This window comes from Pseudomonas sp. MHK4, from assembly GCF_054600775.1.
Map to the genome: position 1 here is coordinate 176862 of NZ_BAAIAK010000010.1, position 19176 is coordinate 196037.

The 19176-nt window shown below is 60.2% G+C and carries 18 protein-coding genes and 2 tRNA genes; 11 read left to right on the plus strand and 9 right to left on the minus strand.

What is annotated here, in order from left to right; translation table 11 throughout:
• Nucleotides 1–42: 42 nt before the first annotated feature.
• Both ACYP2Q_RS23410 and ACYP2Q_RS23415 read left to right on the plus strand, forming a co-directional pair.
• Entirely contained in the window at nt 43–825 is a 783-nt protein-coding gene (locus tag ACYP2Q_RS23410; protein ID WP_459732664.1) for an SDR family NAD(P)-dependent oxidoreductase, read from the plus strand.
• Nucleotides 826–910: 85 nt separating this feature from the next.
• Nucleotides 911–1216, plus strand: a complete 306-nt coding sequence (locus ACYP2Q_RS23415) for a YkgJ family cysteine cluster protein (protein ID WP_034149582.1) — start codon at nt 911–913, stop codon at nt 1214–1216.
• Nucleotides 1217–1276: 60 nt separating this feature from the next.
• Here the strand turns inward: ACYP2Q_RS23415 and ACYP2Q_RS23420 are convergent, their stop codons facing one another.
• The 6 genes from ACYP2Q_RS23420 to hemA all read right to left on the minus strand — a co-directional run bounded on the left by ACYP2Q_RS23420 (nt 1277) and on the right by hemA (nt 6643).
• Complete coding sequence (locus ACYP2Q_RS23420) at nt 1277–1795, minus strand: acyloxyacyl hydrolase (RefSeq protein ID WP_459732665.1); 519 nt, start codon at nt 1793–1795, stop codon at nt 1277–1279.
• 115 nt (nt 1796–1910) lie between these two features.
• Nucleotides 1911–2702 carry a glutamate racemase gene (murI, locus tag ACYP2Q_RS23425; RefSeq protein ID WP_459732666.1) on the minus strand — a complete coding sequence of 264 codons (792 nt, stop codon included), beginning with the start codon at nt 2700–2702 and terminating at the stop codon, nt 1911–1913.
• Nucleotides 2695–3450: a molybdopterin-synthase adenylyltransferase MoeB gene (locus tag ACYP2Q_RS23430; protein WP_459732667.1), complete on the minus strand. Its 756-nt coding sequence runs from the start codon at nt 3448–3450 to the stop codon at nt 2695–2697. Before ACYP2Q_RS23430 ends, murI begins: the two co-directional genes overlap by 8 nt.
• Complete coding sequence (gene prmC / locus ACYP2Q_RS23435) at nt 3444–4274, minus strand: peptide chain release factor N(5)-glutamine methyltransferase (protein ID WP_459732668.1); 831 nt, start codon at nt 4272–4274, stop codon at nt 3444–3446. Before prmC ends, ACYP2Q_RS23430 begins: the two co-directional genes overlap by 7 nt.
• Complete coding sequence (gene prfA, locus ACYP2Q_RS23440) at nt 4275–5357, minus strand: peptide chain release factor 1 (RefSeq protein ID WP_020799741.1); 1083 nt, start codon at nt 5355–5357, stop codon at nt 4275–4277.
• Nucleotides 5354–6643 carry a glutamyl-tRNA reductase gene (hemA, locus tag ACYP2Q_RS23445; protein WP_459732669.1) on the minus strand — a complete coding sequence of 430 codons (1290 nt, stop codon included), beginning with the start codon at nt 6641–6643 and terminating at the stop codon, nt 5354–5356. Before hemA ends, prfA begins: the two co-directional genes overlap by 4 nt.
• 315 nt (nt 6644–6958) lie before the next feature.
• Between hemA and ACYP2Q_RS23450 the strand changes: the two genes are divergently transcribed.
• The 8 genes from ACYP2Q_RS23450 (at nt 6959) to ychF (ending at nt 13879) form a co-directional block, all read left to right on the plus strand.
• Complete coding sequence (locus ACYP2Q_RS23450; protein ID WP_459732670.1) at nt 6959–8683, plus strand: tetratricopeptide repeat protein; 1725 nt, start codon at nt 6959–6961, stop codon at nt 8681–8683.
• A gap of 4 nt (nt 8684–8687) precedes the next feature.
• Complete coding sequence (gene lolB / locus ACYP2Q_RS23455) at nt 8688–9305, plus strand: lipoprotein insertase outer membrane protein LolB (protein WP_459732671.1); 618 nt, start codon at nt 8688–8690, stop codon at nt 9303–9305.
• A gap of 1 nt (nt 9306) precedes the next feature.
• Entirely contained in the window at nt 9307–10158 is an 852-nt protein-coding gene (ispE, locus tag ACYP2Q_RS23460) for a 4-(cytidine 5'-diphospho)-2-C-methyl-D-erythritol kinase (protein ID WP_459732672.1), read from the plus strand.
• Between the two features lie 36 nt (nt 10159–10194).
• A tRNA-Gln gene (locus ACYP2Q_RS23465) sits at nt 10195–10269 on the plus strand.
• A gap of 45 nt (nt 10270–10314) precedes the next feature.
• Complete coding sequence (locus tag ACYP2Q_RS23470; protein WP_003171603.1) at nt 10315–11256, plus strand: ribose-phosphate pyrophosphokinase; 942 nt, start codon at nt 10315–10317, stop codon at nt 11254–11256.
• A 142-nt stretch (nt 11257–11398) separates the two neighbouring features.
• A complete protein-coding gene (locus ACYP2Q_RS23475) occupies nt 11399–12001 on the plus strand; it encodes a 50S ribosomal protein L25/general stress protein Ctc (protein ID WP_274074158.1) in 603 nt (200 codons plus the stop codon).
• Between the two features lie 170 nt (nt 12002–12171).
• Complete coding sequence (gene pth, locus ACYP2Q_RS23480; protein ID WP_046030136.1) at nt 12172–12756, plus strand: aminoacyl-tRNA hydrolase; 585 nt, start codon at nt 12172–12174, stop codon at nt 12754–12756.
• A 22-nt stretch (nt 12757–12778) separates the two neighbouring features.
• Nucleotides 12779–13879, plus strand: coding sequence for a redox-regulated ATPase YchF (gene ychF, locus ACYP2Q_RS23485; protein ID WP_459732673.1), 1101 nt, complete (start codon nt 12779–12781; stop codon nt 13877–13879).
• 65 nt (nt 13880–13944) lie between these two features.
• On the opposite strand, the gene ACYP2Q_RS23490 is transcribed toward ychF, so the two are convergent.
• Together ACYP2Q_RS23490 and ACYP2Q_RS23495 are read right to left on the minus strand one after the other, a co-directional pair.
• A complete protein-coding gene (locus tag ACYP2Q_RS23490) occupies nt 13945–16146 on the minus strand; it encodes an OsmC domain/YcaO domain-containing protein (protein ID WP_459732674.1) in 2202 nt (733 codons plus the stop codon).
• Nucleotides 16147–16246: 100 nt separating this feature from the next.
• The gene (locus ACYP2Q_RS23495) at nt 16247–17464 is read right to left on the minus strand and encodes an MFS transporter (protein ID WP_459732675.1); all 1218 of its coding nucleotides are present in this window, start codon (nt 17462–17464) and stop codon (nt 16247–16249) included.
• Nucleotides 17465–17706: 242 nt separating this feature from the next.
• Here ACYP2Q_RS23495 and ACYP2Q_RS23500 point away from each other — a divergent pair.
• Nucleotides 17707–17783, plus strand: a tRNA-Met gene (locus ACYP2Q_RS23500).
• Between the two features lie 175 nt (nt 17784–17958).
• On the opposite strand, the gene ACYP2Q_RS23505 is transcribed toward ACYP2Q_RS23500, so the two are convergent.
• Nucleotides 17959–19068, minus strand: a complete 1110-nt coding sequence (locus ACYP2Q_RS23505; RefSeq protein WP_459732676.1) for a DUF2817 domain-containing protein — start codon at nt 19066–19068, stop codon at nt 17959–17961.
• Nucleotides 19069–19176 lie beyond the last annotated feature (108 nt).

Below are 19176 nucleotides of genomic sequence, written 5' to 3' on the forward strand. Positions count from 1 at the left end.
GGTGTGGGGCCGGGCGATTGCCTGGCTGCAAAGGAGAACGGGATGAGCCTTACACCTCCACGACGATACTGGTTGACCGGTGCGAGCAACGGCATTGGCGCCGCGCTCGCCGAAGAAATACTGAGAACCGGCGCCCACCTGGCCGTCAGCTCCCGCTCGCTGGCGCCGCTCAGAGTCCTGTCCCTGCGCTATCCCGGTCAGGTATTGGTGGTGGCTGGCGACTTGACCAACAGCCAGACGGTACGTGAAATCGGCGAACAGATTGCCCATGACTGGGGTTCCCTGGACACCGTGATCCTCAACGCCGGTACCTGCGAATACGTGGATGCCAAGCAGTTCGACGCCTCGATCATCGAGCATGTCGTGCGCACTAACCTGCTCGCCAGCAGCTACTGCATCGAAGCGGCGTTGCCACTGCTGCGCTCTGGCACGGCGCCACACCTGGTGGGCTTGGCCAGCTCGGTGACCTACCTGCCATTGCCCCGCGCCGAAGCCCATGGCGGCTCGAAAGCCGGGATGCGTTACCTGTTCGAATCCCTGCGCCTTGACCTGGCGCCTGAAGGCATCGAAGTCACGGTGGTCAGCCCCGGATTCGTCGACACGTCACTGGCCACGAAAAACGACTCCCCCGCGCCAATCACCTGGTCGGCGGGCAAAGCTGCGCAGCACGTTTTCCATGAGCTGAGGAACCGGCCTGTGGATATCCCGTTGCCGGGGATGTTCATGGCAACCCTGTGGCCGCTGTCGAAAATGCCCGACCGGATGAAGTTGGCGATTGGCAATCGCATGGTTCGCAGCAACCCCCCGATCATGGATCAGTTGTGATCAACAGACTTGCAACGGATGTCAGCGACTGAGCGTCCGTCTGAGCGTTCACACTGTGCCGCCTGACTGCCTTACACTGCGCGCCATGAAAACCATCCCCCACACGCAAATCGCCACGCCAGCAGTGACCTGCTCGACCTGTGCAGCCTGCTGCTGCCAGCTCGAAGTCATGCTGATCACCGATACAGGCGTGCCCGAGCGATTCATCGACACTGATGACTGGGGTGGTGAGGTCATGCTGCGCCTGGATGACGGCTGGTGCGCCGCGCTGGATCGCAACACGATGATGTGCACCATCTACGAAAAACGTCCGCTGATCTGCCGCGAATTCGAGATGGGGGCACCGGAATGCATTGAGGAACGCCAGGGCATTTCGACTGCGTATCGCTGAAACTCATTGTGGGAGCCAGCCTGCTGGCTCCCACAGGGTATGTTGCTCAAGCAGTATGTATTACAACGGCATCGTGTAATGCAGCGCGTAACTTTCTACGCCTTGGTTGGGACTGGCGATCCCGGCATTGGAATAGTGCGTCGCGCGAATGCCCACTTCATGCCCGCCGGCAAAGCGCAGGCCCGCACCGAAGCGGTCCTCGAACTGAAACGCGCTGCCCAGATCGTTGTGTTCGACTTCGGTAGTGGCGAACACCGCCACGCCAACGCCGAGTTCAACATAGGGCTTAACACTCTGGCCGGCGAATTCATAAACAAACACTGGCGAGAACGAAAGGCTGTGGTTGCTGGATTTGTCGTCGCCATCCCAATAGGTGTAGGCGCCGCTCCAGTAACCGGTCAAACGACCGACGTCGCTTTGCCACCAGCTCTTGTCCCAATCGAACTGCATGCCCAGGCGATAGGTCATGGTCGAATCGCCGGTCTGGCCGACCCCGAACTCCACGCCCGCCGCCTGTGCAGTGAAACTGTGCCCCATCAATGCAGCCGCAATCGCGGCCAAGCAAAATAGTCGCTTCATAGAAACATCCTTTTCCGAACGATTACGTCTGATTTTTTTTGCTCTAACTACACAGCTATAGAAGTCGACGGTTATTCAGAAGTTCACCCCAATTGTGCCCTGCCCCACAACTTGTTTACCCTTCGAAGCTTCGCACAACGCCAGCGTTATTCCACAAGATCGGCAATATATTTGTGAAATGAACCGGATCGGCGCTCGTCCAGAACTGCGCAGTACTTGCAGGCCCCGCGGCGAGCAATTCGCGCTCGGCCAGCAGGCGCTGAAGCTGGCGCGCGACGGCCGCACCGGTGTCGATCAGGCTGATGTCCTCGGGGATCATTTGCTTGAGCAGCGGCTTGAGAAACGGGTAATGGGTGCAGCCCAGGATGATGGTGTCGGCGCCTGCGGCAAGCAGCGGCGCGACGTAACCCTGCAGCAACTGAAGCAGGGCAGGACTGTGCAGATCGCCTCGTTCGATCAAATCGACCAACCCGGGGCAGGGTTGGGTGAGCACTCGAACATCGGTGGCGAATCGGTCGAGCAGCGCGGCGAACTTGGCGCTTTGCAGGGTGCCCGTGGTAGCCAGCACGCCAACCACGCCACTGCGGGTAGCGGCGGCGGCCGGCTTGACCGCGGGCTCCATGCCGACGATGGGCCATTGCGGGTAATCGCGACGCAGGTCGGCAACCCCCGCGACCGTGGCGGTGTTGCAGGCCAATACCAGGGCCTTGGCGCCCTGACCTTGAAAAAACTCGGCCATGACGCTGCACCGCTGGCGGATGAACTCCGGGGTTTTCTCGCCGTAGGGAATGTTCCCGCAATCGCCGAAATACAAGAGAGATTCGTCAGGCAACAAACGCTGGATCTCAGCCAGCACCGAAAGCCCACCGACGCCGGAGTCGAACACGCCAATCGGCGCTTCACGCATGCTTGGGCCCACAGACGCTGCAACCCGGATCACGCTTGACCCGCAACTCACGAAAGCGCGTACCCAAGGCGTCGATCAGCAACAGGCGCCCCACCAGCGGCTCGCCAAAGCCGGCCAGCAACTTCAGCGCTTCGAGCGCTTGCAGACTGCCAACCAGCCCCACCAGCGGACCGACCACGCCGGCCTCACTGCAGGTCAATTCGGCTTCGCTGCCGTGCCCATATAAACAGTGGTAGCACGGGCTTTCTGCTCGGCGTGGGTCGAATACCGACAATTGCCCTTCCAGGCGAATCGCCGCACCGCTGACCAGCGGCTTGCCGGCGCTCACGCAGGCTGCGTTGACCGCTTCACGGGTGGAGAAATTATCGGAACAGTCGAGGACCAGATCCACCCCGGCCACGACCGCCACCAGCGAGTCTTCATCGAGCGCCGCGCGATGGGCGACCAGCGCGATCTGCGGGTTGATCGCCGTCAGGCGCTTGATCGCCGAGTCGACCTTGCTCATGCCGACGCTGTCGGTGTCATGGATGATCTGGCGTTGCAGGTTGGTCAGGTCGACCGTATCGAAGTCTGCCAGATGCAACTCACCGACGCCGGCCGCTGCCAGGTACAACGCCACCGGCGCGCCAAGCCCGCCGAGGCCGACGATCAGCACGCGGCTTTCCTTGAGCCGCAACTGACCGTCGATATCAATGTGCTGCAACAGAATCTGCCGGCTGTAACGCAGCAACTCCTGATCGTTCAGCATGGCAGGCGCCCCAGGCTTATGCGTTGATGACCGCCCAGGTCGGTGCGGCTGTGGACCTGTGCAAAACCACGGCTCAGCAGCAAGTCACGCACCGCCTCGGCCTGATCGTAACCGTGCTCGAGCATCAGCCAGCCGCCCGCGTCCAGATGGTCCGGCGCCCGGGCAATGATCAAACGCAAATCGTCGAGCCCGTCGACACCGGCCACCAGGGCGCTGGCCGGCTCGAAACGCACGTCGCCTTCCACCAGATGCGGATCGGCGGATGCGATATAGGGCGGATTGCTGATGATCAGTTGAAAACGCTGGCCTTGCAGAGCGCTGAACCAATGACTGCTCAGCACCGTGGCATTGTTGAGCTGCAAGCGCTGGCGATTGCGTTCGGCCAGGGCCACGGCTTCCAGCACACGATCCACGGCAGTGACTTTCCATGCCGGGCGCTCGCTGGCCAGGGCCAGGGCAATCGCGCCGCTGCCTGTGCCCAGGTCAAGGACGTTGGCAGGAGTGGCCGGCAACAGTTCCAGCGCGGCTTCCACCAGCAACTCGGTGTCCGGGCGCGGGATCAGCGTGTGCGGCGCGACTTCCAGATCGAGTTTCCAGAAACCTTGCTGGCCAAGAATGTAAGCCACCGGCTCACCGCTGCGCCGACGCTGCAAATACTCGGCGAAGGTCAACGCCGCTTCGCTCGGCACGATGCGTTCCGGCCAGGTGTGCAGGAAGCTGCGGGACTTGCCCAGCGCGGCCGCCAGCAACAACTCGGCATCCAGTCGCGCCGTGGGTGAGTCGGGCAGATCGGCGGCCCGCAACAAACTGGCAATGATCGTCATTTACTCACCTATGGCTGCCAGTTGATCGGCCTGGTACTCGGCCAGCAACGGCTCGATCACCGCATCGACACCCCCGGCGAGGATTTCGTCGAGGGAATACAGGGTCAGGTTGACCCGGTGGTCGGTGACCCGGCCCTGGGCAAAGTTGTAGGTGCGGATGCGTTCGGAGCGATCCCCCGAGCCCACGAGCAATTTGCGCTCGCTGGCGATGGCATTGGCCGCGGCACTGGTCTGCTGGTCGTTGAGCTTGGCCGACAGCCAGGACATCGCCCGCGCACGGTTCTTGTGCTGCGAACGCTCTTCCTGGCACTCGACCACGATGCCGGACGGCAAGTGCGTGATGCGGATCGCCGAATCGGTCTTGTTCACGTGCTGACCGCCCGCACCGGAGGAACGATAGGTATCGATGCGCAAGTCTGCCGGGTTGATCTCGATCGCTTCCTGTTCGTCCGGCTCGGGCAATACCGCCACGGTGCAGGCCGAGGTGTGGATGCGTCCCTGGGACTCGGTCGCTGGCACGCGTTGCACGCGGTGGGCGCCGGACTCGAACTTGAGCTTGCCGTAGACGTTGTCGCCCTCGACTCGCGCGATGACTTCCTTGTAGCCGCCGTGTTCACCCTCGTTTTCCGAGAGGATTTCCACCCGCCAGCCGCGCCGCTCGGCATAACGCGAATACATGCGGAACAGGTCGCCGGAGAAAATCGCCGCTTCGTCGCCGCCGGTGCCCGCGCGGATTTCGAGGAACACGTTGCGCCCGTCGTTCGGGTCCTTGGGCAGCAACATGCGTTGCAGGTTGGCTTCCAGTTCGACCAGGCGCTCCTTGGCTTCGCGGACTTCTTCCACGGCCATTTCGCGCATGTCCGGGTCGCTGTCCTTGAGCAGCGCCTGGGCGCCTTCGAGGTCGCCCTGCACTTTAAGCAGCTGTTTATAGGTTTCGACGATCGGCTCGACTTCCGCGTATTCCTTGGAATAGGCGCGGAACTTGTTCTGATCGGAAATGACTTCGCCGTCGCCAAGCAAGGCGGTCAATTCCTCGAAACGGTCCTGGAGGATGTCCAGCTTATTGAGCAGTGACGCTTTCATTGCGGTTTCTTATCCGAAAAGCTTTCCGATGAGCCCTCACCGAGGGCAAAGAGTTCCTGGGCCATCGCCAGCGCATCGAGGCGACCTTCGGCAGAGAGCTTTTTCAACTGCACGCTCGGTGCGTGCAAGAGTTTATTGGTCAGGCCGCGCGCCAGTTGCACCAGCACCTCTTCGGCGCTGCTGCCGTTGGCCAGCAGGCGCTGGGCCTTTTGCAATTCCTCGTCGCGCAGGCGTTCGCTCTGTTGACGATAGGCCTTGAGCACGTCGACCGCCGCCAGTTCGCGCAGGCGCACCATGAAATCTTCGGCGCCGACCGAGACCATCTCTTCCGCGGCCTGGGCTGCACCCTGGCGACTCTTGAGGTTCTCGGCGACCACTTCGTGCAGGTCGTCGACGCTGTACAGGTAGACGTCGTCCAACTCGCCGACTTCCGGCTCGATATCACGCGGGACGGCGATATCGACCATGAAGATCGGCTTGTGCTTGCGCAGCTTCAGGGCGCTTTCGACAGCGCCCTTGCCAAGGATCGGCAACTGGCTGGCGGTGGAGCTGATGACGATGTCGCTGCGCACCAGCTCCGCCGGAATGTCCGACAGCAGCACCGCATGGGCGCCGAACTGCTCGGCCAGGATGCTCGCGCGCTCCAGGGTTCGGTTGGCGACCACGATACGCTTCACGCCCAGGTCATGCAGATGGCGGGCGACCAGGGTGATGGTCTCGCCGGCGCCGATCAGCAGGGCCTGGCTGCGTTGCAGGTCGCTGAAAATCTGTTTGGCCAGGCTGACCGCGGCAAACGCCACGGACACCGGGTTCTCGCCAATGGCGGTGTCGGTGCGCACTTGCTTGGCCGCGTTGAACGTGGCCTGGAACAAGCGCCCGAGCAACGGCCCGATGGTGCCAGCCTCCCGAGCCACGGCGTAGGCCGATTTCATCTGGCCGAGGATCTGCGGTTCGCCCAACACCAGCGAATCGAGCCCGGAGGCGACCCGCATCATGTGACGAACTGCCGCATCGTCTTCGTGCACATAAGCGCTCGCGCGCAGCTCATCAAGGCTCAAATGATGATATTCGGCCAGCCAGCGCAGCACGGTATCCGCCGACAGGTGATCCTGTTCTATATAGAGTTCACTGCGATTGCAGGTGGAGAGGATCGCAGCTTCGCGGCTGTCGGTGAGTCGGCAGAGCTGCTGCAAGGCCTCAACCAGCTGCTCAGGGGTAAAGGCCACGCGCTCGCGGACGTCTACTGAAGCAGTCTTGTGGTTAATACCGAGTGCAAGGAAGGCCATTCAAGGTCGCTGGTGGTGACGTGAAGCCGGCAATTGTCCTACTTCGACACATCGAGAACAACTACTCGATATCTATTGGCCTGGTAGATGAGGTCCGAGCTTGCGAGCGGTTCTCGTTTGTAGGAGCCGGCTTGCTGGCGATGGACTTGCAGGCGCCGCGTCCTTTCCAGGATAAATGCGTCATCGTTCACGACCATCGCCAGCAAGCCGGCTCCTACAGGGGAGCGCGCTCACTTGAAATCAGTTCGGCGGTTATGTTTGACGTGAGGCTTGTGTCATGATGATCCGACCGCAGGTTAGTCGTCCTCTTCCTATATGAATAGATCTTCCGCGTTGCTCCTTGCCCTTGTCTTTCTCAGTGGCTGCCAGGCCCTGGGCCCCGCGTCGACGGACGACCCGTCGCCGGTCGAAGACACCACGGCGGCCCCTGAAAAGCCCAAGGTCTACAGCTCATTCAGCGAAGACACCGTCTTCAGCCTGTTGAGCGCGGAACTCGCTGGCCAGCGCAATCGTTTCGACATTGCCCTGGACAACTACGTGACCCAGGCCATCAACACCCAGGATCCGGGCATTTCCGAGCGAGCATTCCGCATTGCCGAATACCTGGGCGCCGACCAGGCCGCCCTGGACACGGCACTGATCTGGGCCAAGAACGCTCCGGACGACCTTGAGGCCCAGCGGGCCGCCGCCGTGCAACTGGCGCGCGCCGGGCGCTACGACGACTCCATGGTCTATATGGAGAAAGTCCTGCAAGGCAAGGGTGATACCCATTTCGACTTCCTCGCGCTGTCTGCGGCCGATACCGACCAGGATACGCGCAATGGCCTGATGAAAAGTTTCGACCGTTTGTTGCAGCGCCACCCGAACAACGGCCAGCTGATTTTTGGCAAGGCCTTGCTGCTGCAACAGGATGGCGACACCAAAGGCGCGCTGACCCTGCTGGAAGACAATCCGCCGGACGACGGCGAAATCGCCCCGATCCTGCTGCGCGCACGCCTGCTGCAATCCCTGGATCGCGGTGACGAAGCCTTGCCGCTGCTGCAAAAAAACATCCGCAAATACCCGGACGACAAGCGCCTGCGCCTGACCTACGCGCGCATGCTGGTTGAACAGGACCGCATGGATGACGCCAAGGCCGAGTTCTCGAGCCTGGTGCAGCAATACCCGGAGGACGACGACCTGCGTTATTCGCTGGCGCTCGTGTGCCTGGAAGCCAAGGCCTGGGACGAGGCCAAGGGTTACCTGGAAGACCTGATCGCCCGTGACAGCCACGTCGACTCGGCGCACCTGAACCTGGGGCGCATCGCCGAAGAACGCAACGATCCACAAGGCGCGTTGATCGAGTACGCCAAGGTCGGGCCGGGCAACGACTACCTGCCGGCGCAACTGCGCCAGGCCGATATCCTGATGGGCAACGGCAGGACCGCCGAAGCGCAAAAACGACTCGCGGCCCAACGCGACGAGCAACCGGACTACGCGATCCAGCTGTATCTGATCGAAGCGGAAACCCTGTCTGCCAACAAACAGGGGGACAAGGCCTGGAAAGTCCTGGAGCAGGCGCTGCAGCAATACCCGGACGACCTGAATCTGCTGTACACCCGGGCCATGCAGGCGGAAAAACGCAATGACCTGGCCCAGATGGAAAAAGACCTGCGCCTGATCATCAAGCGCGACCCGGACAACGCCATGGCATTGAACGCCCTCGGCTACACCCTGTCTGACCGCACGACGCGCTACGCCGAAGCGAAGGCGCTGATCGAGCAAGCCCACCAGATCAGTCCGGAAGACCCGGCCGTTCTCGACAGCCTAGGCTGGGTGAACTACCGCATGGGCAATCTCGACGAAGCCGAGCGCCTGCTGCGCCAGGCCCTGGAGCGCTTCCCCGACCAGGAAGTCGCCGCTCACCTGGGCGAAGTCCTGTGGGCCAACGGCAAGCAGACCGAAGCCCGGCAAGTCTGGGGCAAATTCCTCAAGGAACAACCCGACAGCCCTACCCTGCGCGGTACCATCAAGCGCCTGACCGGATCAGAGACCCTTTAAGATTATGTTTTTGCGCCACTTCATCGTTTTCAGTCTCATCGCCCTGCTCGCCGGTTGTGCGGGCTTCGGTGCCCGCGAATCGGTCGAGGGCCACGGAGATCCCGCCCAATGGCGCGAGCACAAACAGCAGCTGGCGAGCCTTGATGGCTGGCAGATCGACGGCAAGATCGGCATTCGCGCACCAAAAGATTCCGGCAGTGGCACGCTGTTCTGGCTGCAACGCCAGGATTACTACGACATTCGCCTCTCCGGCCCCCTGGGTCGCGGCGCGGCGCGCCTGACCGGGCGCCCGGGCAAGGTTTCCCTGGAAGTCGCCAACCAGGGTCGCTACGAAGCGCAGTCCCCGGATGCCCTGCTTGAAGAGCAGCTGGGCTGGAAACTGCCGGTTTCCAACCTGGCCTGGTGGGTCCGCGGGCTCCCGGCTCCAGACAGCAAAAGCCGGTTGACCCTCGATGGCGAGAGCCGCCTCGCCCGTCTCGAACAGGACGGCTGGCAGGTCGAATACATGGCCTATACCGAACAAAACGGCTACTGGCTGCCCGAGCGGATCAAACTGCACGGCACCGACCTGGATGTCACGCTGGTGATCAAGACCTGGCAACCGCGCAAGTTGGGGCAGTGACATGCCAGCCAAGCAACTGACCCTGCCCTCTCCGGCCAAACTCAATTTGATGCTGCACATCCTGGGTCGCCGTGAAGACGGCTACCACGAACTGCAGACCCTGTTTCAGTTTCTCGACTACGGCGACGAAATCACCTTCGCCGTGCGCGACGACGGCGTCATTCGCCTGCACACCGAATTCGAAGGCGTCCCCCACGACAGCAACCTGATCATCAAGGCCGCGAAAAAACTCCAGGAACAATCCGGCTGTTCACTCGGCATGGATATCTGGATCGATAAAGTCCTGCCCATGGGCGGCGGCATCGGCGGCGGCAGTTCGAATGCTGCCACTACCCTGCTCGGCCTCAACCATCTCTGGCGATTGGGTTGGGATGAAGATCGGCTGGCCGCGCTGGGTCTGACGCTGGGGGCCGACGTCCCGGTTTTCGTGCGTGGGCATGCGGCTTTCGCCGAAGGCGTGGGGGAAAAATTGACCCCGGTCGACCCGGAAGAACCCTGGTATCTGGTGCTGGTGCCGCAAGTCTCTGTAAGTACGGCAGAAATTTTTTCAGATCCGTTGTTGACACGTAACACGCCGCCCATTAAAGTGCGCCCCGTTCCCAAGGGAAACAGTCGAAATGACTGCTTGCCGGTGGTATCAAGGCGTTATCCAGAGGTACGTAACGCATTGAATTTGTTAGGTAAATTTACCGAAGCAAAACTCACCGGAACTGGAAGTTGTGTGTTTGGGGGCTTCCCAAGCAAAGCTGAAGCTGATAAAGTCTCGGCCCTTCTTACAGAGACCCTTACAGGGTTTGTAGCAAAAGGAAGCAACATTTCGATGTTGCATCGCAAGCTGCAAGGTCTGCTCTAAAGGAACCGATTACTGGGTAATCGTTGCAACAGATACAGGGGCGTCGCCAAGCGGTAAGGCAGCAGGTTTTGATCCTGCCATGCGTTGGTTCGAATCCAGCCGCCCCTGCCATTTTCCATACTCATCCAGGTTACCCTCAGCCTCTAGGTACTGCGCGTGTCCAAGATGATGGTCTTTACGGGGAATGCTAACCCCGATCTGGCTCGGCGTGTCGTACGTCAGCTGCATATCCCTCTCGGTGACATCTCTGTCGGTAAATTCTCCGACGGCGAAATTACAGCCGAGATCAATGAAAACGTCCGCGGTAAAGATGTCTTCATTATTCAGCCGACTTGCGCTCCGACCAACGATAACCTGATGGAACTGGTAGTGATGGCTGATGCCTTCCGCCGCTCCTCGGCTACTCGTATCACTGCTGTTATTCCTTACTTTGGTTATGCCCGTCAGGATCGCCGTCCGCGTTCCGCACGTGTGGCTATCAGCGCGAAAGTCGTTGCTGACATGCTTACCGTAGTCGGCATCGACCGTGTTCTCACGGTTGATCTGCATGCTGACCAAATCCAGGGTTTCTTCGATATTCCGGTAGATAACATCTACGGCTCCCCGGTCCTGGTGGATGACATTGAAGATCAGCGCTTCGAAAACCTGATGATCGTGTCCCCGGACATTGGTGGCGTCGTGCGTGCACGTGCCGTTGCCAAATCCCTGGGCGTGGATCTCGGGATCATCGACAAACGCCGTGAGAAAGCCAATCACTCTGAAGTGATGCATATCATCGGTGATGTCGAAGGGCGTACCTGTATTCTGGTCGATGACATGGTCGATACCGCCGGCACCCTGTGCCACGCGGCCAAGGCCTTGAAAGAGCATGGCGCTGCCAAGGTTTTCGCCTACTGCACGCACCCTGTGCTGTCGGGTCGGGCGATCGAAAACATTGAAAATTCCGTGCTGGACGAGCTGGTGGTGACTAACACCATCCCGCTGTCCGCTGCAGCACAAGCCTGTGCGCGTATCCGTCAACTGGATATCGCACCGGTTGTTGCCGAGGCGGTCCGCCGCATCAGCAATGAAGAATCGATCAGCGCGATGTTCCGCTAAGGGCCCTGCCCTTCTCGAAATGTCTCGTTGACGAAAAGCGCCCCGCCCCGGCATTCCTGTCGGGGCGGGGCTTTTTTGCCCATATCGCCTTTAGCGCTGGTCGCAAACGCTGGGGCGAATGTGGTTATTTTGGAGATACAACATGAACGATTTTACTCTGAATGCTGAAGTGCGTTCCGACCTGGGGAAAGGTGCGAGCCGCCGCCTGCGTCGTCTCGCAAGCCTGGTTCCAGCTGTAGTTTACGGTGGCGAAAAAGCCCCTGAATCCATCAGCATGCTGGCTAAGGAAGTTGCCAAACTGCTCGAAAACGAAGCGGCTTACAGCCACATCATCGAGCTGAACGTTGGTGGCACCAAGCAAAACGTAATCATCAAGGCTCTGCAGCGTCACCCGGCCAAAGGCCACGTGATGCACGCTGACTTCGTACGCGTTGTAGCTGGCCAGAAACTGACCGCTATCGTGCCTGTACACTTCGTTGGCGAAGAAGCTCCGACCAAGAAAGGCGGCGAAATTTCGCACGTTGTTTCGGAAATCGAAGTGACCTGCCTGCCGAAAGACCTGCCTGAATTCATCGAAGTCGACCTGGCTAACGCCGAAATCGGTTCGATCATTCACCTGTCGGACCTCAAGGCTCCTAAAGGCGTTGAGTTCGTGGCCCTGGCACACGGCGATGACAAGGCTGTTGCCAACGTCCACGCTCCACGTGTTGCTCCAGAAGCTACCGAAGAAGGCGCAGCAGAGTAATTCACTCTGTGAAGCCGGAGTGATCAAGTAACATCGCGGACTGGAACGTAGCGAGAAAGCGGGCGAGAACGCGGAGTTTACATCATGGTAAATGAGCAATTTTCGTCCACTTTCGCCGCTCTCCCTGATTGCGGCGATGTTATCCACCACTCCAAGGAAGGGCCCCTATCGTGACTGCCATCAAACTGATCGTTGGCCTGGGTAATCCAGGCGCTGAATACGAACAGACCCGGCATAACGCAGGGGCCCTTTTTGTTGAGCGCATCGCGAACGCACAAGGCGTGAACCTTGTGGCGGACCGCAAATATTTCGGCCTGACCGGGCGCTATTCGCACCAGGGTCAGGATGTTCGTCTGCTGATTCCCACCACGTACATGAACCGCAGCGGCCAGGCCGTAGCGGCACTTGCCGGATTCTTCCGAATCAAGCCTGAAGAAATCCTCGTGGCGCACGACGAACTCGACCTGCCACCCGGCGTTGCCAAGCTCAAGCAGGGCGGCGGCCATGGCGGTCACAACGGGTTGCGCGACATCATTGCGCAACTGGGCAATCAGAACACCTTTCATCGCCTGCGGCTTGGCATTGGCCACCCGGGCGTTGCCAGTATGGTTTCAAACTTCGTCCTGGGTCGTGCGCCACGCGCCGAACAGGAAAAACTCGATGCCAGCATCGACTTTGCCCTCGGCGTGCTGCCGGATATCCTCGCCGGTGAATGGAACCGCGCGATGAAAAACCTGCACAGCCAGAAGGCCTGACTTTTACCCGAGGGGAAACACCATGGGATTCAATTGCGGCATCGTCGGCCTGCCTAACGTCGGCAAGTCCACCCTGTTCAACGCCCTGACCAAATCCGGTATCGCGGCCGAGAACTTCCCCTTCTGCACCATCGAACCCAACAGCGGTATCGTGCCGATGCCGGATCCGCGCCTGGAAGCCCTGGCTGCCATCGTCAATCCGAAGCGCATCCTGCCGACCACCATGGAATTCGTCGACATCGCAGGCCTCGTGGCCGGCGCCTCGAAAGGTGAAGGCCTGGGCAACAAGTTTTTGGCCAACATCCGTGAAACCGATGCCATCGCCCACGTGGTCCGCTGCTTCGAAGACGAGAACGTGATTCACGTCTCCAACAGCGTCGACCCGAAACGCGACATCGAAATCATCGACCTGGAACTGATCTTCGCCGACCTCGACAGCTGCGAGAAGCAACTGCAGAAAGTCGCGCGCAACGCCAAGGGCGGTGACAAGGACGCAGTCGTCCAGAAAGGCCTGCTCGAGCAACTGATCGCTCACTTCACCGAAGGCAAGCCTGCGCGCAGCCTGATGAAGAACATGGGCACCGACGAGAAAGCGGTGATCAAGGGCTTCCACCTGCTGACCACCAAGCCTGTGATGTACATCGCCAACGTCGCTGAAGACGGTTTCGAGAACAACCCGCACCTGGACGTGGTCAGGGCCATCGCCGAAGAAGAAGGTGCCATGGTCGTTCCGGTCTGCAACAAGATCGAAGCGGAAATCGCCGAGCTCGACGACGGCGAAGAGAAAGACATGTTCCTCGAAGCCCTGGGCCTGGAAGAGCCTGGCCTGAACCGCGTGATCCGCGCCGGCTACGAAATGCTGCACCTGCAGACCTACTTCACCGCCGGTGTCGAAGAAGTCCGCGCCTGGACCGTACGCGTCGGTGCCACCGCACCACAAGCCGCTGGCGTGATCCACACCGACTTCGAAAAAGGCTTCATCCGCGCCGAAGTGATCGCCTACAACGACTTCATCCAGTACAAGGGCGAAGCCGGTACCAAGGAAGCCGGTAAATGGCGCCTGGAAGGCAAGGACTACATCGTCAAGGACGGCGACGTGATGCACTTCCGCTTCAACGTCTGACGTTCGTAGCCATCAACAAAAAAAGCACCCTGGGGTGCTTTTTTTGTGGCCGCTATCAACGTGGATTAATTCGCCACCTTGGCACGGGCCGAGTGCAGTTTCTTGTAGCTGTCGATCAGGCGCAGGTGCCGGTCGAGACCTTCCAGCTTCATGCTGGTCGGCGTCAGGCCGAAGAAGCGCACGCTGCCGTTTACGGAGCCGATAGCGGCGTCCATGCGCTCGTTGCCGAACATCCGGCGGAAGTTGGCCTCGTAATCGACCAGCTCCAGGTCCTCGTCCAGCTCCATTTCCAGCACCACATTTACGGCCTGGTAGAACAAGCCGCGCTCGACCGTGTTGTCGTTGTACTGCAGGAACATTTCCACCGCCTCTTTCGCCTCTTCAAATTTCTGCAAGGCGAGGTAGATCAGCAACTTCAACTCCAGGATCGTCAACTGACCCCAGGCAGTGTTGTCGTCGAATTCGATGCCGATCAAGGTGGTGATGTCGGTGTAGTCGTCCAGCTCGCTGTCTTCCAGACGCTTGACCAGAGACTTCAGGCCGGCCTTGTCGAGACTGTGCAGATTGAGGATGTCCTCGCGGAAGAACAGCGCTTTGTTGGTGTTGTCCCAGATCAGATCGTCCACCGGATAAATTTCCGAGTAGTCCGGTACCAGGATGCGGCAGGCCGTGGCACCGATGTGCTCATATACAGCCATGTAGACTTCCTTGCCCATGCCTTCGAGAATGCCGAACAAGGTCGCTGCTTCCTCGGCATTGGAGTTTTCACCCTGGCCGGAGAAGTCCCACTCGACGAATTCGTAATCCGACTGGGCACTGAAGAAGCGCCACGACACCACGCCGCTGGAGTCGATGAAGTGCTCGACGAAGTTATTCGGCTCGGTCACCGCATGACCTTCAAAGGTCGGCAGGGGCAGGTCATTGAGGCCTTCGAAGCTGCGGCCCTGCAACAATTCCGTCAGGCTGCGCTCCAGCGCCACTTCCAGGCTCGGGTGCGCGCCGAACGAGGCGAACACACCACCGGTGCGCGGGTTCATCAAGGTGACGCACATCACCGGGAATTCGCCGCCCAGGGACGCATCCTTGACCAACACGGGGAACCCCTGCTCTTCCAGCGCCTGGATACCGGCCAGAATTCCTGGGTACTTCGCCAGCACGTCGGCCGGCACATCCGGCAGGGCAAATTCACCCTCGATGATTTCGCGTTTTACCGCGCGCTCGAAGATTTCCGACAGGCACTGTACCTGCGCTTCGGTCAGCGTATTGCCGGCACTCATGCCGTTGCTCAGGTACAGGTTTTCGATCAGGTTGGACGGGAAATACACCACCTCGCCGTCCGACTGGCGCACGTACGGCAGCGAACAGATGCCGCGCTCTTCGTTGCCCGAGTTGGTGTCGAACAGATGCGAGCCACGCAACTCGCCATCGCGGTTGAAAATCCGCAGGCAATACTCGTCGAGAATCTCGGTCGGCAGCTCATCCTTGGGGCCAGGCTGGAACCAGCGCTCGTTCGGGTAATGCACAAACGCCGCGTTGGCGATGTCTTCACCCCAGAACTGATCGTTGTAGAAGAAGTTGCAGTTCAGCCGCTCGATGAACTCGCCCAGGGCCGACGCCAGTGCGCCTTCCTTGGTGGCGCCCTTGCCATTGGTGAAACACATTGGCGAGTGCGCATCGCGGATATGCAGCGACCACACGTTGGGCACGATATTGCGCCACGAGGCGATTTCGATCTTCATGCCCAGGCCGGCCAGAATGCCCGACATGTTGGCGATGGTCTGCTCCAGCGGCAGGTCCTTGCCGACGATGTAGGTGCCCGCTTGCGAACCCGAAGTGGAAGCCGGCATCAGCAATGCCTGGGCGTCGGCATCCAGATTTTCCACCTCTTCAATCACGAACTCAGGCCCGGCCTGCACCACTTTTTTCACGGTGCAACGGTCGATGGAGCGCAAGATGCCCTGGCGGTCCTTGTCGCAGATGTCGGCCGGCAACTCGACCTGAATCTTGAAGATCTGGTTGTAGCGATTTTCCGGGTCGACAATGTTGTTCTGCGACAGGCGGATGTTATCGGTGGGAATGTTGCGGGTGTCGCAGTACAACTTCACGAAGTACGCCGCACACAACGCCGACGAAGCCAGGAAGTAGTCGAACGGACCGGGGGCCGAACCATCGCCCTTGTAGCGGATAGGTTGATCGGCCACCACGGTGAAGTCATCGAACTTGGCTTCAAGTCGAAGGTTGTCGAGAAAGTTGACCTTGATTTCCATGCGGGGTACCAGAATAACGAGCAAACGAATGGCCGCCATTATCCGGCTTTTCGGCCGGAAGTCTCGTGCAAGCTCGAGCTTCCGGCCATGTGGTGGTTGATCAGGCCTTTTTGGTACGTGGCAGGAAAATCGCCAAGACGCCCAGCAACGGCAGGAACGAGCACAGGAAGTACACGTATTCGATGCCGTGGCTGTCCGCCAGGTGCCCCAGCAGCGCCGCGCCAATCCCGCCGAAACCGAACATCAGGCCGAAGAACACCCCGGCAATCATCCCGACGTTACCCGGCACCAGCTCCTGGGCGTACACCACGATCGCCGAGAAGGCCGAGGCGAGGATGAAGCCGATGACCACACTGAGGACAGTGGTCCAGAACAGGTCCACGTGCGGCAGAAGCAACGTGAAGGGTGCAACGCCAAGGATCGAGAACCAGATCACGGCCTTACGCCCGATCTTGTCGCCGATTGGCCCGCCAAAGAATGTTCCCGCCGCCACCGCGCCGAGAAACAGGAACAGGTGCAGTTGCGAACTGGCCACAGACAGGTCGAACTTCTCGATCAGGTAGAACGTGAAGTAACTGGTCAGGCTGGACATATAGAAGTACTTGGAGAACACCAGCAGCCCGAGCACTACCAGCGCGCTGGTCACCCGGCCCTTGGACAGGCCGTGGGTCGCGGCCTGGCCCTGCTTGAGCTTGAACAGGTTCAAGTGGTTGGCGTACCAGCGGCTGATCCGGTAGAGCACGAACAGTGCAAACACCGCGAACAGGCCGAACCAGGCCACATGCCCTTGCCCGTAAGGGATGATGATCGCCGCCGCCAGCAACGGCCCGAACGCCGAGCCCGCGTTGCCGCCGACCTGGAAGGTCGATTGCGCCAGGCCGAATCGCCCGCCCGAGGCCAAGCGTGCCACGCGAGAAGCTTCCGGGTGGAAGGTCGAGGAGCCAATGCCGATCAAGCCGGCCGCCAGCAGAATTAGCGGGAAGCTGCCGACCACCGACATCATCATGATGCCGATCAGGGTGCAGACCGTCCCGGCCGGCAACAGCCAGGGCTTGGGATGGCGGTCGGTGTGATAGCCGACCCAGGGTTGCAGCAGCGATGCGGTCAGCTGAAACGTCAGGGTGATCAGGCCGACCTGGGTAAACGTCAGGCCATAGTTGGCCTTCAGCATCGGGTAGATCGACGGCAACACCGATTGAATCAGGTCGTTGATCAGGTGCGCCAGTGCCACTGCGCCAATGATGCGCATGACCAGAGGGCTGCCTTGGGAAGTCGCGGGCGCCGCCGCAGTGGCGGACTGAACGTTGCTGATAGCCATGAAATTTCCGAAAAACAGAGGGGTGCACACGGGCAGGTGCATCAATGTGCCATTTTTCGCTGCGGCAGCGCCATCCCCTTAGCCTGCTAACGACCTCGGTATTCGGCAGATTTCAGACCGATCAATGCCCTCCTCCCGCCCGGCTTTTCGGCTCCGGAAGATAAGCGGTTGAAAGTGTAGAGAAATATTTTAAATTTACGCTTGACGCATATGCATTACCGGTGAATAATGCGCGCCATCTTGGCTACATAGCTCAGTTGGTTAGAGCATAGCATTCATAATGCTGGGGTCCGGGGTTCAAGTCCCTGTGTAGCCACCAAGTGCTAAAAACGGCTTACCGAAAGGTAGGCCGTTTTTTTTTGCCTCAAGAAAATGGCTGCGCCATTATTGTAGGAGCGAGCTTGCTCGCGATGGACTCGAGGGCACCGTGTTTAGTCAGTCAGCACGCGTCATCGTTGACGACCATCGCGAGCAAGCTCGCTCCTACATCATCATCAGCAACGAACCGTCGGTAGCGCCGACAGCGCCCGCTCCCAGATCTGCCAGGTGCGCAACCAGACCATGGCCTGCCAATCGCTGTCGGCGGGATAGAACTGTTCAAGCAGGTTCAATTTGATCTCGCGCCCTACCCCATCGTGGACATCACCGTGCAGATGCAGCCAGTGGTCATCACGCAGATGTCGATGAACGTCCGGTCCCGGATAAGTCCCGCACTCGATGACGAAGGGCATCAACCGCACCTGCGGTAGCGCCTCGATCAAGGCTTGCGAGGTGTAGCCGGTGGCCGTCGCCGCCACTCCGGTTTCGCTCAGGGTGTCGGCACCGGTGTGCAGGGTGTAGAGCCATGGGCCATAAATCGCCTGCGCATCGGCCAGTGCCGGATACGGCCCCTGGGTGATCGTCAGCAACATCGGATGACCGTACTCCCCGGCGCCGGTGTGCAGGTCGAAACACAGGGCGACTTCAGCATGGGCCACATGGTTTTGCAGGATCTGCTGCAACGTTCGGTTCGACCAGCTCGGGGCAACCCCGCCGTAGAACAGCCCATCCGCATGCCCATGCTGACCACCTTCGACAATCGACATGACCGCGGGCCAGCCATGCAGGTGGATCTGCTCCTCGAGCAAGGCATCGGCGCGGTCACGCTCGGGCCCGCGCAACTCGGTGCAAGCGTAAATCTCATGCAGGGCGTCATAGGCCTGGTTGTCCGGCAACGCACGTTCGAAATCCAGCTGATTGCGGTTCAGGTCGATGTTGTCTTCATTGACCCGGCGCAGCCACGCCATGCCCCAGGGATTGATCGCATGAATCATCACCACCGCGACATCGGCCGGCAATGAGCGCTTGCCGAGCTCCTGCAGCCACTTGATCTGGCAACCCGAGCCATAGAAGCCCTCGACCCCGTGAGTGCCGCTCAGCGCGATCAGCAGGCGTTTGGCGCCAGGATCGCCGAGCACCGCCACATCGGTAGCCAAGGCTTCGCCTGAAGGCCCCTTGAGTGGATGGGTGTACTCGCTCAGCGTCGCGCCGGCCGCGGTTGCCGCCGCCAGGAATTGTTCGCGCTGGGAACGGTAGCTTGGCTGGGTTGGAAACTCGCTGTGCATGGCTGCCTCTTGTGGGTCTTGTGGCGTGATCGCTGAACACGACCCTACCGAAAATCCGTCGATTGATGAAGCGCAAGCACGGAGCCTGGTTTGCGTCACCGCGAGGTG